8 protein-coding genes are annotated in these 16,832 nt (G+C 60.2%); 1 reads left to right on the top strand and 7 read right to left on the bottom strand.

The window, feature by feature from the left end:
* Window positions 1-2: 2 nt before the first annotated feature.
* On the bottom strand, window positions 3-1,715 hold the full coding sequence (locus VJS46_RS05545) for a hypothetical protein (RefSeq protein ID WP_324058364.1): 1,713 nt from the start codon (window positions 1,713-1,715) through the stop codon (window positions 3-5).
* A 358-nt stretch (window positions 1,716-2,073) separates the two neighbouring features.
* Here VJS46_RS05545 and VJS46_RS05540 point away from each other — a divergent pair, with 358 nt between their 5' ends.
* Window positions 2,074-3,012 (top strand): transglutaminase-like cysteine peptidase, encoded by a 939-nt coding sequence (locus VJS46_RS05540; protein ID WP_324058362.1) that lies wholly within the window; start codon window positions 2,074-2,076, stop codon window positions 3,010-3,012.
* 15 nt (window positions 3,013-3,027) lie between these two features.
* Here VJS46_RS05540 and VJS46_RS05535 read toward each other — a convergent pair whose 3' ends face one another.
* Genes VJS46_RS05535 through VJS46_RS05510 form a run of 6 tightly spaced genes read right to left on the bottom strand, consistent with a single transcriptional unit; the run spans window position 3,028 to window position 16,360 of the window.
* Window positions 3,028-4,305, bottom strand: a complete 1,278-nt coding sequence (locus tag VJS46_RS05535; protein WP_324058360.1) for an HlyD family type I secretion periplasmic adaptor subunit — start codon at window positions 4,303-4,305, stop codon at window positions 3,028-3,030.
* A gap of 14 nt (window positions 4,306-4,319) precedes the next feature.
* On the bottom strand, window positions 4,320-5,291 hold the full coding sequence (locus tag VJS46_RS05530; protein ID WP_324058358.1) for a cell wall hydrolase: 972 nt from the start codon (window positions 5,289-5,291) through the stop codon (window positions 4,320-4,322).
* A complete protein-coding gene (locus VJS46_RS05525) occupies window positions 5,288-7,444 on the bottom strand; it encodes a type I secretion system permease/ATPase (RefSeq protein WP_324058356.1) in 2,157 nt (718 codons plus the stop codon). The genes VJS46_RS05530 and VJS46_RS05525 overlap by 4 nt, the downstream gene beginning before the upstream one ends.
* A 26-nt stretch (window positions 7,445-7,470) precedes the next feature.
* Window positions 7,471-8,868, bottom strand: a complete 1,398-nt coding sequence (locus tag VJS46_RS05520) for a TolC family protein (protein WP_324058354.1) — start codon at window positions 8,866-8,868, stop codon at window positions 7,471-7,473.
* Between the two features lies 1 nt (window position 8,869).
* Window positions 8,870-9,601, bottom strand: coding sequence for an OmpA family protein (locus VJS46_RS05515; protein WP_324058352.1), 732 nt, complete (start codon window positions 9,599-9,601; stop codon window positions 8,870-8,872).
* A 39-nt stretch (window positions 9,602-9,640) separates the two neighbouring features.
* The gene (locus VJS46_RS05510; RefSeq protein WP_324058350.1) at window positions 9,641-16,360 is read right to left on the bottom strand and encodes a DUF5801 repeats-in-toxin domain-containing protein; all 6,720 of its coding nucleotides are present in this window, start codon (window positions 16,358-16,360) and stop codon (window positions 9,641-9,643) included.
* Between the last annotated feature and the right edge of the window lie 472 nt (window positions 16,361-16,832).

The following is a 16,832-nucleotide window of genomic DNA, read 5'->3' as shown; positions in this document are numbered from 1 at the left end:
TTTCAGACCCGCTTTTCCGCATGTTTTAACGGTATTCTTATGGATAATAGCGCTTTATCGTTAATATTGTCGAAATAGGCCGTTCCGCCAAGCATTTTCAGCCGCCGCGAAAGGGACTGCGACTGAATTCCGTCCATGCGTCCATGACCGTTTACCGGCTGATCCGCTTTGCTGTCATTGCGGAAGGCCATGAGCAGCGCATCATCCTGTAGGGCCGCCGCGATCGTGACCTGCCGCGCGGAGGCATGCTGAACGGCATTGGCCACAGCCTCCCGCACCAGAAACTCCACCTCGATTGCCGTTGAACGGTCAATATCCACATCCGGATGATCGACGCAGGCGTGGCAGTCGATATTCCACTGGGTCGAGAGCATCTCGGCACAGCTCGACAGGCTTTCGGCCAGGTTCTGCGACACGCCGTTCGTCCGCTTGCTTTCATTCAGAAGCTGACGGAGGCGGCCCTGTTCGGAAATGATCATGTCCTGCAATCGCTTCAGGTCATGCAGTTCAACCGAAGGAAGAAGCGTTTGAACCTTGGGCAAAAGAGTCGAAAAGCGGAGCCGCATCGCGGCCAAGGTCTGTAGCACGCTGTCATGCAAATCGCCGCTCAACGCGAGCCGCGCTTCGGAAAAGGCCCGGTTGCGCCAGGCATCCAGGAAGAAGGAGCGTTCAAAAAAGCTGTCGACGCTATCTGAAGCAAATTCGCAATGCGTCAGGAAATTGGGTGACCAGCCATGGCTGCACGCAATGAAGAACCGGCCCCGCAGTGCGCCCGCATTCACCGCAAAGCTCGCGCCCCGCTTATAACCTACTGTCTGATTGAGATTATCGACATAATCTGGGGCATTGGCGAATTTGAGGCCGCCAAAGCTGTTACGGAAGAACAGCCGGTCGGAATAGGACGTGAAGAGAAAGGGCGCTTCAAGGACGCTGGCCTGAAGCAGTGGGCGCATGGCTTCATCGGGAACGGGAAAAACCGGAGCGGCGCCAATTGTGAGATTGGCGCAATGCAGCGCCCGACTGTCCATGTCTTCCCAGATGAAGCAGACTTCACGCCCCCGGAAGAAAGCAAGGACCTGCTCCATCAGGAATTCCATGGGCGGATCGCTTAGATTTCCACCTGCGGCCTGAAGCTGGTCGCCCCAGCTCTTCACATGAGCCTGATAAAGATGCGATCCGATGACCGACAAGGCGATAAGGCTGCCAATGAATATCGCCGCGCTGTCGGTATAATCACTCGCCAGTTGGCGGGCATAATCTTGAGCCAGCGGCTCATAATGGTTCCGGAACAGGAAAGCCAGGATGAAGGTCAATGCCCCAATCGAGGAGGCGGTCTTACCCAGCCGCTCGTGACAGGCCCACAGCAGCAATAGACAGCCAAGGATCGCGGGCAGTTCCAACAGCCGGAACAAGACCACAAAGGTCACGCAGATCAGAAAGTCGATAAAAAGGACCAGCGGGCGGGCCAGCAATTCATAGCGCGTGAAGACCAGCAAGCCACCGAGACACAACAGGTTCCAGCCAGCATAACCCGCAACAGCCGCCTGGGCGATGCCCCGCATGGCGGGATCGAATTCCGCGAGCCGCGCCATTTCATTGGCGAGCGCTATGAGGAGAGCAAGTCTGGCAAGGGTAACGCTGATGATCGGCGAACGGCCAAGGTGGATCGTGCACTTTTCAGCGAACAGAAAGGGTATTCCCCCAATCTCCCTCAACGTCCCCTCCTGCCCGACTCGGAAACCCCCCGTTCCCAGAAACTTGCCTTTTACCAAACAGGGGCAAGGAAATCCATAACCTTTTATTGAAACCGCCTAATCAACCCCGATAAAATATTAACCATATCTAGCAATCTCAAGTAAACATTCGGCATCATTGCCCATTGAAACAGTATTTGGTTAATAAATATTTTTCCATGAATTGAACCTCATTAATTATTTCTGGTCCGAAATTATTAACTATATCTTGAGGATCAGACCCCTATAACAACGGTGTATCGTGCAAATTTGTCGACGAAGCGATTAAAGCCAATTTTCATTTCACCTTTTCTTAGCTGTTGAGGCACATCCTTGCCCCATGCAGCGAATTGGCTCCCCCCGGCTATTCAACAGGAAGCGGTCGATCCGGACCGGTGGCATCGCCATCCTCTTGACGGTGACTGTCATGGGTCCGGCGCCTGTCGCCCTCGCGGCTCCCTGCAGCACAACTATTGCCGGGGTGCAGCCTGCCGCAGGAACCAGCACCACTTTCACAAAGAGCGAAACCATATTGCAGGGGGCGACCAGCCGTCTGGAACAAACCCGCCTTCGCCAGGCCAAACAAGGTCAGCCCGCTCCAACCGCCGCACTGGCCATCCTTCGTCAGGCAGATTGCCCGGAGGCATCATCTAAGCCGGCAATTTTGGCGGAAGCGGGCAGCATCTTTGCTAAGGATCCCATCCGCCCCGGACAGCCGGATGTGTTCGGAAGCGTGGCTTTGCCGGTATCCCGCACCGCTCTTGATCAGAAATGGAGAAATGCCGCTGCGGGAACGCTGCCCGCTACAGGCCCCTGGGCCACTTTGATTGCGCAAAGCCGCTCACTCGCCCGGCTGGAGCAGATCCGGGCCGTGAACCGCTGGGTCAATGCACACATTTCCTATGTAGAAGATGCGCGCCTCTATGGCACAGCGGACCATTGGGCTCCGGCGGTTCAATCACTGTCGCGCGCTCGGGGAGACTGCGAGGACTATGCGATCGCCAAGATGCAGATCCTGCGCACCATGGGTGTACCGGCGAACGCCATGTTCCTGGTCATTGCCCGCGATCTGGTCAGAAGAGCCGACCACGCGATATTGGCGGTCGCGGTGGATGGCGATTTGCTGGTGCTTGATAATGAGACCGACCGCGTGCTCCCTACCTCGCAGGTCAGGGATTACCGCCCGGTCCTGACGTTCAACGCCAATGGACGCTGGACACATGGCTATAGGACCGCGCCATCCGCCGATAACCTGCGCTATGCAGCCTTGGACCGCTGACGAGCGGCGGCCCGCCTATCTTTCCTCCAGCGCCTCCGCACGGGCCTTCATGACCGGCTTCAGCAAGTAAGACAGAATCGACTTGCGCCCGGTTATGATCTCGACATCGCAGATCATGCCCGGAGTGATGGGCAGGCGCCGGTCGCCGGACAGCAGATAGGCGCGGTCGGTTTCTACCACGACGGAGAAATAAGCCTCCTTCGCAACCTCGTCATAGATGCTGTCTGCGGAAATCTGCACCACGCGGCCCGTCAATCCGCCATAGACGGAGAAATCATAGGCGGTGACTTTCACATTGGCGCGGTCGTTCACCTTGATGAATGCAATGTCGCTTGGTTTCACGCGCGCTTCGACCAGCAACTTGTCGCCAAGGGGCACGACCTGCATGATCTTCTGGCCCGCCTGCACGAAGCCGCCGACGGTGGTCACCTGCACGTCGTTCACGACGCCATCGACCGGAGAGCGCAATTCGGCCCGCTGCACCCGGACGGCTGCTCCCCGGAGAGACTCGCTATTGACGGCGATCTTCGTCTGAAGCTGACTGCGCTCGTTAAGCGCATCCTGGCGGAACTGATAATTGGCTTCGGCTGCCTGAGCCATGGCCTCACGAACGCCCGCGCTGGTGCGCGACACGCCCTCCCGCGCGGCCGCAAGGCGGCCCTGCAGATCGACAAGTTCGCGGCGGGCGGAGAGCAATTCGGTCTGCGGCACGATATTCTTGCGTGCCAGCGGCTCGATCATGTCCACCTGCCGCTGGGCCAAGGCAACGCTGCCCTGCAAGCTCGTGACGGTTGCCTGTGCTTCTCCTAACTCCCGGCGGCGCTGTTCCACAGCAGCCTGAAGCGCCGACTGCCGGCTCTGCAAGGCGGACCGGCGGACCGCCTGTAACCGGGCCTCCTCGGCACAAGCTTCCGACTGAACGCTGTCGCTCGAGGAACAGCTACCCGCCTGCCCCGACGCCTCGCGGGAAAGCCGGTCGGCGCGTGCGGAAAGCAGCTTGTTTTCTGCCGCGATCTGCCCAAGCTCAGACGCGGATTGGGTATCGTCGAGGCGGACCAGAAGCTGGCCCTTGCGAACATGCTGGCCGGACCGGACCAATATCTCCTTGATGGTCGCCGGCTCCGCACTCTGAACCATCTGCATCTTGCTGGACGGAATCACCCGCCCCTGCCCCCGCGTCACCTCGTCAACGCGGGCCAATGACGCCCACAATATGAGGAGCGCCACGGCAGCGACGCAGGCGAAGATCACGCTTTGCGCGCCATCGAGCGACCGCAGGCGGTTCATTGTCATGGCAGGGTTCAACATCATGGCGTAACCACCTCTGCGGATGTAACGGACTGCGCGGCATAAACCTTTGCCAGCGCACCGGAATTAGCGGAGGGCGCAGGAATGTTTGGTCTCCAGCCCTTGCTGACATCGACACGGCCGCCGACATCATTTTCAGTCCGGCGTTCAGGCAGGGCGGCGACCGCCGGATAGTCGATCTGCGGCTCTGCGATCGGGGCCGCATCGAACAGAGGTACGGCCTCGACGCCCGAATAGGCTTGAGCAAAGGCGTGGGGCATGCCCCAGCCACCCGGCCAGCGATAGAAGATATGGGCGCCAATCTGGGTGATCTTGGCCAGTTCCGGCGCCCAGCGCGGCAACACATAATTGGCGTGATAATGCGTCGCCAGCCCCACGGACCTCTCGACATAGCCATTGAGCGCGGCACGGGCGACCTGACGAGCCTCTGCCCAAGCCCCAGGCTCGGGCTTCCTGGCGAGCGCGCCATCGCAAGTGAAGCTGAACTGGCACACCGGCTGGCGCGCACCTTCATAAACGACACCGCAAACGCTGTGCGGAAATGCCGGGTGGCGCAGGCGATTGAGAACCGTCTGCGCAACCGCGCGCTTGCCCGCGAGCGGTTCGAACCCGGCCTCATAATAGATCGCCTGCGTCATGCAGAGCTCGGCATTCTGGCGCTCCGCTTCCGGCGCGCGGGCGACGGAGAAGGGCGCTGCGGCGATGATCTTCGCCTGGGAGAAGGGAAGCCTTTCATTGCTTTCGATGGCCGCGTCGCCTTCGCTTACCACCTGGCTGCGCGCCTCGTGGGTCAGCGCAACCAGCTTGCGATGAATGTCGGGATCGGGCGCCGTTTCCGCCGTCAGGGGCTGCAGCGTTGCACGAGCGGCCATATCACCAATATAGCCCAGCCCCATATAAAGGCCCGCCACGGTTGAAAGACCCAAAAGCCCAAGGGGCATGATGTTCACTTTATGCCAGGCGAAGTTCATGATGCGTTTCCAATGGCCTTGCCGGCCAGGGAAGAGAGGACCTTGTCCTTGGGCCCATCGGCGACGATCCGGCCGCCGTCGATCACGATCAACCGGTCCACGAGCGACAGCATGGCGTTGCGATGGGTCGACACCACAAGGGTTTGCTTCGGCATCAGCGCCTTTTTCAGATGCTCGATGAACATAGTCTCGGTGCCGCTGTCCATGGCGCCGGTGGGCTCATCCAGGAACAGCATGCGCGACGGCTCGACCAGCGCGCGGGCAAGAACCAGGAAGCTGCGCTGCCCCCCCGACAGGCGAGAGCCCCGCTCGCCGACCTGCATGTCAAAGCCGCCCGCGTCCCCCGCAAAGAAATGACCGGCGCCCGACTTGGCCAGCGCGTCGATCAGCCGCCGCTCATCCGCTTCCTGCGCTCCAAGCATCAGATTCTCGCGGATAGATCCGCTGAAAAGAACAGCGTCCTGGCCGACGAAGCGGAAGGCGGAACGGATCTCATGGGCATGATATTGGCGGCTGTCGAGCCCGTCTATGCGGATGGCACCATCGGTCGGCTGGTAAAGGCCGCAAAGAAGCCGGCCCAGGGTCGACTTGCCCGAGGCCACCCTGCCGATGATGCCGATCCGTTCCCCATGTGCGATCCGAAGGGAAATGTCGTTGAGCGCCGGAAGCGAGCTTTCGGGATAGCTGAAGCTCGCATGTTCGAGGGCGATATCCCCATTGCGGATTTGCGGCAGGATGCTCCGCGCTCCCCCTTGCCGCTCATCATCGAGCTCCATCATCCCCTGGAGACCTTCCAGCGTGGTGAACGCCTGCCGGGCGCGGGTGAAAAGGAAGGCGAACTGACCAACCGGGGCCAATGAGCGTCCCGCCAGCATCACGACCGCAATGATGGCGCCCATGGAAATGATGCCAGCATTGAAAAGATAAAAGCCGCCGATGATGAGGCTGATGCTGGTCGTTTGCTGGCAAAGCGACGCCAGATTGACGCTGATCGTGGTGAGGCGGCGAAGCTTTTCCTGCGTCTCCGCGCTCATTTCCGAATAACGCTGCCAGCGGCCAAGCATCCGCCCCTCCGCCCGGCAAGCCTTCAGCGTTTCAAGGCCGCCGACCGCCTCCACCAGCGCTGTATGCTGCAGCCCTGCGTCTGCCTGAGCCTCCAGCGACGCCTTGCCCATGGCCTTTTGCAGCGCGAAGCCGGCCGTCCCCATGATTGCCATCGCAACCAGCGGCACCAGCGCCAGCCAGCCAGCGATCAGGGTGATGAGCGCCAGGAACAGGAACAGGAAGGCGAGATCAACGACCAGCACCACCGTCGTCGAGGCAAAAAAATCCCTCACCTGCTCAAATTCGGAAACACGGCGAACGAACGCGCCGGTGCTGCCCTTGCGCGAAGCCAGCGGGATGTTCAGCAGCTTTTCGAACAGCTTCTGGGACAGGCGCGCATCCAGCTTGCGGCCGGTTTCGTCGATCAGCCGCGCACGGGCAATGCGCAAGCTGAAATCCATGGCGAAGGCCATCGCGACACCCAGAGCCAGTACCCACAGGCTTGATGTCGCCTTGTTGGGGATGATCCGGTCATAGACATTCATCGTGAAAAGCGGCAGGGCAAAGGCCAGCAGATTGATGATCGTCGCCGCCGCGATCACAAAGCCGAAGGATTTCCGGACGCGCCATACCTCCTGCCAGAACCAGTGCTTCTTTGCCTGCTGGTCCCAGGAGAGTTCGGTCGCCCTTTCCTTGCGGTGGTCGGGCCAGACCGCGATTGCGTCGCCGCCGAAAACATCTTGAAGCGCATCCCTTGGGGTCCATAGCGTCTCCGCCCGGCCGGGAATGAAGAGCTTGACGTCGTCGCCTTCAATATCCAGCAGCACAACGGCACGGCCATTGGCGAGCTTCAAAAGCGCCGGAAGATGCTTTTTGCGCCATTTGGCAAGCGGCCGGACCACCGGTTCGCAGCCAAGGCCAAGCTGGTCGAGCGCCGCCTCCGCCTGATGGAAAGGCAGGCGCCCGTCTTCGGTCAACGAAAGCCCCGCCCGAATGACCGTCGGGGAAGAGGGCCGGTCATAAACCGCCGCGATATGCGCCAGGCAATCAAGAACATCGTCATTGCTGCGATGTCCCAGTTCCTGACCGGCCCACTCCCCCAGTTTCATCCTATTTCTCCACCCCCCGGGCCAATTCAGCGCGGATAGCGCCGGCGGTGCAGTTCAGCCGGTTCCGTATCGGGAACATCGAACCGCTCACGAGCATAGGTCTTGGCGCCCGACGGCGGAGTGACGCCCAGCGTCGCCATCAGATTGTCGGTCGCCGCCAGGATCTGATATTCCGCGAAGAGCTGGGCGAGCCGTGACGTTTCCGTCCGCACCTGCACATTGAAGCGGGTGTTCTGGGAATCGAGCACGTCGAGCAACGAGCGGCGGCCGACATTGAACTGTTCCCGGTAGGAAAGCAGCAGATCGTCCGACACCTTGCTCTGCTGTTCAAGATCGGCAAGACGCGCGCCTTCGCTCTGCCAGCGGTTCCAGGCCTGCCGCACTTCCTCCTCCGCTTCGCGCGTCAGTTGGTGCAGGCGGAAGCGGGCTTCGCTTGCGCGGCGAGTCATTTCCTGAACCTTGGCGCGGTTGATGCCGCCATTGTAAAGGTCCCAGGTCACAACGACCCGCGCCTGCAGGTCATTGGTGTTGCCACGAAAACCGTCGAGATCCTCGCCGACCCGGCCCCGCCCCTCCAGCGAAACGCGCGGCCCAAGCTCAGCTTCGGCCTTGTTCACCACCTGATAGGCAGCGTCCACGTCAGCCTGGGCTTCACGCACCTTGGGGCTGCGGTCACGAGCAGCGCCGATCGCGTCGGCAAGCGTCGCGGGCAGGGAAGCGCGCGGCGATTGCGGCATGGCCACTTCGCTGATCGGGATACCCGTCAAAGTCAGGAAGGAAATCGCGGCGTTGTTCAGGTCTTCCTGGGCCTCCGTCTTGCGGATCTTGGCGGCCTGAAACCGTTCCTCGGCCTGCTGCTGATCGGCGATGCTGATAGAGCCCGAAGACACCCCTTCCCTCAGGTCGTTCACCAGAAGCTGATGGAAGGTGACATTGTCCTCCGCCGCGGCAACCACGCGCTGCTGCAGCATATAGTCAAGATATTGGCGGGCGACGTTGAGGGCGATGAACTCCGACCGTTCCTCGACCCGAAGCGCCGCGCCATCAGTGCGCGCGGCCTGGCGCTTCAGCTCTGCACTGCGCGAACCGGAGTCGAACAGGACCTGTTCGCCGAAAACGCTGGCTTCAAGCGGATAAAGCGTCTGGTCTTCGAGGTTCAGCGCGCGGCGCGTGCGGTTCTCCAGCCTGCGGACGCCCGCCGAGCCTTCAACCGAAATGCGAGGCAGGAACAGGCCTTGCGCCTGATCCCGCTCGAACTCGATCGCTTCCTTGTTCTGGATCGCCTGGTTGATTTCCGGATGGGAATCCACCGCGGCCTGCACCGCGGTCTTCAAGTCCACCATTTCAGCATGGGCGGCAGTCACGCTCAGAATGAGAGCACCGGGGACCGCCAGGAGCCATTTATGCTTTTTGCCGACAGTCATCTTATTCGCCTCCCATAACCTGGCCGCCTGTGACGGCGACAATTTCCACCCGGCGGTTCTGGGCCTCGCGTACCCCGTCAGCAGTCTCGATCATTACCTGGCTCTCGCCCCGCGCCTCGGTGGCGACGTCGCCGGAAGCGATGCCGGCCTGAGCCATCATGGCCGCGACATTGGTGGCGCGGCGCGTGGAAAGACCTTCATTGTAGAGGTCGGTGCCCGACTTGTCGGTGTGCCCCACGACATTGAACTTGGTCCAGCCGCAAGCCGCGCGTTGATCGGCGATCTGGCTTATCGTGCCGCCCGCTTCGGGAAGGGGCGCGTCAGCGTTCCAATCGAAGAAGACCAGCGCCTTCATTTCCGGCGGGCAGTTCGCTGATGCGCTTGGAGCTCCCGGCATGGCCGGAGCAGGCGGAGGCGCGGCGAGACGAGCGGAGAATGCATCGCAGCGGTTGACGCTGTCCTCATCCACCTTGCCGGATTTCAGGAAACCGAGCGCGATGCCGCACTGTACCTTTGCCTCCGACGCCCAGGTAAAGCGCGCATCTTCGCCCCGGCGCACATCGTCGGCGCGAGTGGCGGCGAGCGCCGCATCATAGCGGGTCCGCACTTCGCCCTTAAGTTCGCTCTTGCCCAGATCCAGAAGCGGCGAGCGCGTGACTGCGTGGGCGGCCGGTGCGGCCATGAGCAGTGGTGCCACTGTCACGGCTGCCATGCCTAGCAGCAAAATCCTCATTTCTTGTCCCCCTGTCATATGCAGATCAATGCGTCTTCATCATGCATGCGTGGTTGCGGCGACGGCGTCATGGCTCATCATCGCTAGATCGAAGTGGAAAGCGGGCGCCGCCAAGGCGAAGTCGTGCACCGTTTCGGTGACCGGTGCAGCGACGGGCTGCCCCGCCGGTTGCTCAACCTGCGGCAGGGCATCGAGCAAGGCGTCGATATTCGGGCCATCGCTCACGCCACCTGAAAGCGCATCCGCCAGGATCGCAGGCAGAGCCTCCGGCGCTTCGGGTGCCGCTTGTTGCTCTCCTTCGGCCACTTGCGCCGCCGCGATCATCATGGGCGTCAGGTCGACCGGCATCGGCGGAGGCGGAGCATCGGCCGTTACCGGTTGGTCGTCCTGCAATGGCGTGGAGCTCTCGGTTGCATGCCCATCACCGGCCGGCGCGCTGAGCGAGCTTCGGTCGTCTTCGGCCTCCGGCTGCACCTGGTGGCTCTCGTTCGAGGGCAAGGTGCTTGACGACTGATCGCCGGAAGATCCAGCGAGCAATGAGCTTTCTTCAGCCGGTTGATCCGTGACCGTTGGCGCCTCGCTGCTTTCCGCGGGCGCGACAGCGGCCACATCCTGACCTTGCTCGGCGGTCGAGGTGTCGCTGCCGGAAGTTTCAGCCGCAGCCTGCTCGACCGTCGCAATCAGGCTAGCCGCAACCAGCGCCTGATTAAGGCCCGTATTGAGCAGCGCCCTTTCATCCTGCTGCGCACTCGTGGTGCCACTGGTCGCAAAGCTGACATCCGCAATAGTGCGGGTTTCGCCATTGACGGTATAGGTCGCCTCACCATGCACCAGCACGTCGCCATTGGCGGCCATATGGCCCTGACCGTCGGAGACGAGATCGATGCTGCTGATGCCAAGAGCCGTCAGCGACTGATATTCGCCAGCCTCGACAACGCCGTTGCTGTTGCCGTCCTGCCAGACGCCAAACTCCGTAAAGGCAGCATCGGCGGCCGTGAAAAATTCGTCGCCATTGCTGTCATAGGCAAGGCGGACGCCCTCCAGATCGGTCGTCGCTCCCGCTGCATCGTCGGCAAAGACGATGTCATAGCTGCCGCCAATGGCATGGGCCAGCAGACCGTCATCCGGCGCAACCCAGGCCGTCTGCACCTCGCCCGAGCCATAGTCGTAAGTGACTCCGGCGGTAAGGGAGAGATATTCGACGCCGTCATTGTCGAGGTCGAGGGCGACAGGGAGCCCCGCCGGATCGAGCGTAACCGTCAATTCCGTCGCGGCGGTTTTGTCTCCGTCGGAGTCTGTGACCGTTACCGAGAAGTTCAGTTCAAGCGGCTCTTCCGAAACGATCGTTTGGGAAATGCCGATATTGACGATCTTGGTGACGTCCTGATCGGACGTCAAATTGCTGAACGCAACCAGCGTTTGACTCGCAAGACCACCATTGTCCCCGACCGTTCCGTTCAAATTATATCCAGAACCGGTAAGCCCTTCCGTGGAAGAAACCACCTGCATGCCGACGATGACATAATCTACGGTATCGGTGGAAAGCCGATAGTCATTGGGTTCGATGACAAGGACAGCGTCATCATTGTCAAAGGTAAAGCTATAACCCTGCGGCGCCCCCGTGTCTTTCGTATAAAAATCGCCATGATCAGCAATCATTGTCCGGTAGATAACGGTGCCGGGATTTGCTGGATCAACGAGTTTCAAAACAACAACAAAATCTTCAGAATTACCAAATTGGTCAATTTGAAGGAATACAGAATCTGCAGTTGCCTTGGGTTCGTCTACCGCGACAAGATCTCCCCCAGGATTGCTCTGGTAGAAGTTGATGTCCAGAATGTCTTTTTGGGCTATCGTATCGCTGGCAACGCCATTTGATGTCTGGCTGATGGAAACATAGCTGACAGGGGCACTGAACGAGCCATTAGCGCCTCCCGAATAGGCCATCGGACTCGCATTTGTTCCATGATAGCCGCTAAATTGCACGAAGAAGCTATCGGATAGCTTTGAGACCGATACCTCCTGCTGTGATTGCGTGTTGAGGTTATCTTCAGCATCATAGCCGGTAATGGAAATCGCCTGCTTGGTCTGAACAAAGGACGTGAACTCGATCGGCTCGGAGATCGTGACCGAGTAGGAGTCATTGGCCGGGTCAAAGGCGATAGTACCGTCGATTTCCTTCGACTGTACGCCAGCGGTCAGCGGATCGCTGTCATAGGTGAAGGTGAAGCCATAGGTGACCACCCCGCCCACATTGCTGACAAAGGCCGGCTGCTGAGTGATCGTGATCGGATCATCGCCAATCGCCCCTGACGAAAGCGCCACATCGAGATATGTGTCCGGATTGGTTCCGCCCACATATCCGTCCGCTCCGATGTCGAATGCAAACGTGCCGTTCGCGACCAGCGTTGCGTCGAACGCGGCGTCGGTCGAAGCCGTTACAACCGGAACATCGTCCACAACATCAATCGTAATCGTGCCGGTGACGGTGTTCCCATTGGCGTCATGCGCGGTATAGCTAAAGCTTTCCACACCGCTTGCGGTCTCCACACCGTCATTGGCGTGCGGGAGATTGTCCACCGGCGAGGTCAGAGTATAGCTGTAGGTCCCGTCTGCATTGAGCTGGAAAAAACCATGCGTGCCAGCTTGGCTATAAGCGGTATAGCCAGTTGCCCCGGCCACGGCCAGCGTACCGGTCGCCGTCTCGGTCGTCAGCGAGGGGCCGCTGCCCGTCACCGTTCCATGGCCTAGATCGCTGCCGCTGGTGGTCGTATCGAGCGCGGCTTCATAGACGGTCTTGGTCTGGTCATTGGCAAGCAGAGTCACATCCGCCAGGTTGATGGTCAGAGTGGTCGTCGACTTGTCGCCGTCACCGTCCGCCATCGTGTAGACGAAGGTGTCCGTCGCATTTGACGAAATCGCATTTGCATTCGCCTGATAGGTGTAATGGCCATCAGCGTAGAGCGTCAGCGTGCCATATGCGCCAGTGACGGCGACGCCGACATTCCCAGCAACGGGGTTGGCCGTGTTGCTGCCGGCGGTCACGCCGACGACTGCAGCGCCCCCGGATGCGAGGCCATCGGCTCCGGCAACGTCATTGAACAGGACACCTGCCTCCGCGTTCACGGTCAGCAAGGCACCCTCTGTCACTTTGCCGCTGTCAGCAACGGCTTCGGGAACATCGTCCACGATCTTGATGGAAAGGAGGTCCGTGGCGCTGTCACCGTCCAAATCCTTGAGCGACACCGCGAAATTCTCGAACAGGGCGTTTTCGCCATTCCCTGAGCCATGTGACTCTGCGGCAGCCAGCGTATAGGTGTAGGTCACCACGCCCGTGGAGGGATCATAGTCCGTAATCGACAGTATATTGCCAAGACCGGTAGTAAAACTGGTCGCCGTGAACGTGCCGTTGACGATGATCGGATGCCCGCCAACAGAAAGGTTCGCGATCCCGTCCGGAGCGCTGATCGTAAAATCACCCTGCTGGGTGAGCGATTCCTTGCTGGTGTCCGTCCCGGTGGGAAGATCGTCTTCATCAACCGATGCATCGCCGCCATTTACGGCAGACGTCAGGTTGGTGATGCGCACCGGATCATTCGTACCTGTCAGCGTTACGGTCAACGTCGCCGTATCCGTGTCGCCGTCCTTGTCCGTCAACGTATAGCTGAAGCTGTCGGTCAGCTTTGCGTCCGGTGCCAGTGCATCGATCGCTGCCTGTCCGGCGGCCGTAAGCGTATAGGTTTGCGTCCCATCCGGGTTGAGTGTCAGATTGCCATAGGTGCCAGCAAGGCTGGTAAAGTCCCTGCTGCCGGCGCCATCAGCCCCAGGCGCGTCATTGCTGTCCACGTCGAAGGTGACGGAGGAAGCACCGCCTTCCGTCAGGCCAGTGCTATCATTGTTCGCAACCGGACCATCATCCTTAAAGCTCAGCTTGTCGGCGATGTTAACCGTGGCCGTAGCCGTGTCGCCATCGCCATCGGTCACGGTAGCGGTCAACGTGATGAGGTTGGCGGCTGCCAGCGACTTCGCATCGTCATGATCGGCGGATGTCGAGCCATCCACATCATGAGCAACGGCTCGCCTCTGATCGAGCGAGACCTCGCCTGCGCCATTCTCGGAAACCACAAACACGAGTTCGTGAGTGGTTTCAGTACGGCCGATGACCTGCCCTCCTTCCAGGCTGAGCACGACGGCTTCACCGGTAAGGCTGTCAATAAGACCCGTCGCGCCCTGGTTGATACCCAGAGTGTAAACGACGCTCCCCGCGCCATCTGCACCGTAACCCGACGTGAAGACATTGACGAAGCTGGCGCTTGCATCAACCGAAAGATCGCTCTCATCCACCGTCAGTGATGGCACCGCGCCGGTTGCTTCGATCGACGGCACATCGTCGATAATATTGATCGTGATCGTGCTTTTCGCCGTGTTGCCGTTGGCGTCCGTCACTTCAAATTCGAAGGTCTCGGCGCCATTCACCGGCAGAGCCCCATCGTCGGCGGTCACCCCGTCGACCGGGCTGTTGAGCGTGTAGCTGTAGCTGCCGTTGGAATTGAGCGTCAGTGTTCCATATTGGCCTGCACCGTCGCCGGTAAGGGCAAAGGTGAAGGGACCGGTTCCCCCGCTCAGATTGTCCGCCAATGTTCCGGTTGCGGTCTCGGCGGCGCTGCCGGGATTGCTGCCGATGCCATTGAGGGCGGCCTCATCCACGGTGGCGTTTTCGGTCCTCGCGGCAAGCCCGGTGTCTGCGACGTCAATTGTCAGCGTTGCAGTTGAATGGTCGCCATCGCCATCCTCGATGGTATAGACGAACACGTCCGACGCGCCTTGGGCAGGCACGGCATTCGGTTTGGAAGCATAGCTGTAGCTTCCGTCGGCGTGCAGCGTCAGCGTGCCATAAAGCCCCACAATGGCGGTATCGACGCCACCAATGACCTCACTGGTGGTGTCGTTTCCTGCTGCGCGCACGCCGACGACGCCGCCCCCCGCGGCGAACCCATCTGCTCCCGGTACGTCATTGAGAAGAACGCCGGAGGCCTTCTCCACAAAGAGCGTTGCGCCTTCATCTACATTGGCCGTGTCCGCTACGGCCTCGGGAACGTCATCGACAATGGAAATTACGAGCGGTTTGGACTGCGCCTGGCCGTCCGCGTCGGTCACGGTGACCGTGAAACTGTCCGTTACATTGTCGCCAGTGCCGTTGTCGGTGACCTCATAGCTGTAGTTGATCTGACCGTCGGTAACGGTGACCTTCAATATGCCATGCTCGCCGGCAATCGGCTGATCAGCCTGCGTGATGATTGTGCCGTTGATGCTGATGACGGCAGGACCGTCCGGCGCTGAGTAAGTGATCGTGCCTTCTGTCAATTCGACTTCGGCGGGCTCATTGGAGCCTTCGGGCTCTTCACCACGTTCGCCGAGGCCCGATTCATCCACCACCGTGCCGGGCTCACCAACTTGCGGTATGGAGATGATGCTGACCGGGCTGTTGCCGATCTCGATCGTCAGCGTGGCCGACGACAAATCGCCATCGCCGTCCCTGATGGTGTAGGTGAAGACATCCGATACGCCGCCCGGCGTGCCTTCATTGCGGACATAGGTGTAGCTGCCGTCGGGATTCAGCGTCAGGACGCCGAATTGGCCCTGTATGGGAGCGCTGACTGTCCCGGCGTTATTCAGGTTGGTTCCGGTGGCACCGGCCGCGACGCCGGCGACCTGCGCGCCATCCGCACCCTGCGTGTCAACGCCCGCGACGCCCGATGCCGTGCCGCTGCCTGTGAGGACATTGCCGCTCTCCGGGCCATAAGTGCCAGCCGCGACGCCGTCCGTATCGGCGCGGGCCGTGGGAGCATCATCTACGATCGATATGGTCAAGGTAGCGGTGGCCGTATCGCCGTCGCTGTCAGTCACGATGACGGTGAAGATGTCCGGCTGGGCCTCGCCCGTCACATTATCGGACAGCATGTAGGAATAGCCGATCTGGCCGTCATCGATGGACGTAATGGTCAGCAGTCCGCGCCCGGTGGTGATTGTCTGCCCTACAGCAGTGATGGCCGTGCCGTTGATCGTCACCACGGCGGGGACATCGGCCGCGCTGAAGACGATCGTACCGCTTGTGGTTTCCGAATTGGCCGCCTGATTGGACCCGGCGGGCTCATCCCCGCGAGCGGGCAAGCCGGCTTCATCCACGCTGTCGGTGACATCGGTCGCCCCTGCCGGAAAATCGCTGGTCACGATCTGGATGGCCGGCGCGGCATCATCATCCTCGTCCGCCACGACAGGAATGATTTCCTGTTGCTCGGGCAGGGAAAAGGCCAGTTCCGTAGGCGGAAGCAGATCGCCAAGATCAAAGGGATCGCCAATGTCGCCCTCAGCAGCGGAAAAATTGCCGCCGGAGCTTTGGGGAGAGCCAGCCGCAGGTTGCGGTTCATTCCCAATCAAAAGAGCTGCAATGTTGGCGGGCGGCACCTGTACGCCGTCGATAACGAGTTGGGGCACGAAGACCGCCCCGTCCAGGATGACCATCTGCGTGCCGTCAGGCAGCGTGACGATCAGATCCCTTCCAGCAATCTTGATGTCGTCAAGATTGACGCCTTCGGGCAGGACCACGGGACCGGCGGCAGCGGATACAACCTTCGCATCTGCAGGCATCGGCATCCGCCCTGCCTGTGCGGCGGCCAAGGCCTGCACTTCGGAAGTCGCGGCATATTGCGGCGACAGGCCGTCATCGGCCACCCGGCCGTCATTGCGCTCGATGTCCATTTTCCCACCCCTTAGTTCCGCGAAGCGGCAACTCGGAATGGCGTAAGAACGGGCGACTAATCGTGACGAGGGCGTGCGATCACCCCGTCAACACTGGTCGGCGCGAAGGCGGTCTTTGACCTTCCTTCGTTCCCTCCACTCAATCCGACTTGCATGGAAGTGCCAGGCCCCCCCGACGCTTCGCACAAAAGCGATATTAGCCAGCGCCCCGAGCGGCCAATAACAAATCCCTAATATTGTATTAACCGGAGGGAGTCATCTCCAATTAGGGTTAACGGTCGGAATCGGCAGAAAATTTTTCCCAAGAATCCTATGATATATGACGTTAGATATAGTTTATTTTCGATTTACTATATCATGCGTTCTAGTTGCTATAGAACAGCCCCGCCCGACGAACGCATAACCTCTGCTGCGAAAACCAGCATAATCCATGAGTCGCATGCGCAATGGCCGACCTAATCATTTAGATTAT

It is taken from the genome of Rhizorhapis sp. (genome assembly GCF_035276005.1).
Taxonomy (GTDB): Bacteria; Pseudomonadota; Alphaproteobacteria; order Sphingomonadales; family Sphingomonadaceae; genus Rhizorhapis.
The sequence above is the reverse complement of the archived record's forward strand: the minus strand, read 5'-3'. Positions and strand labels throughout refer to the sequence as shown.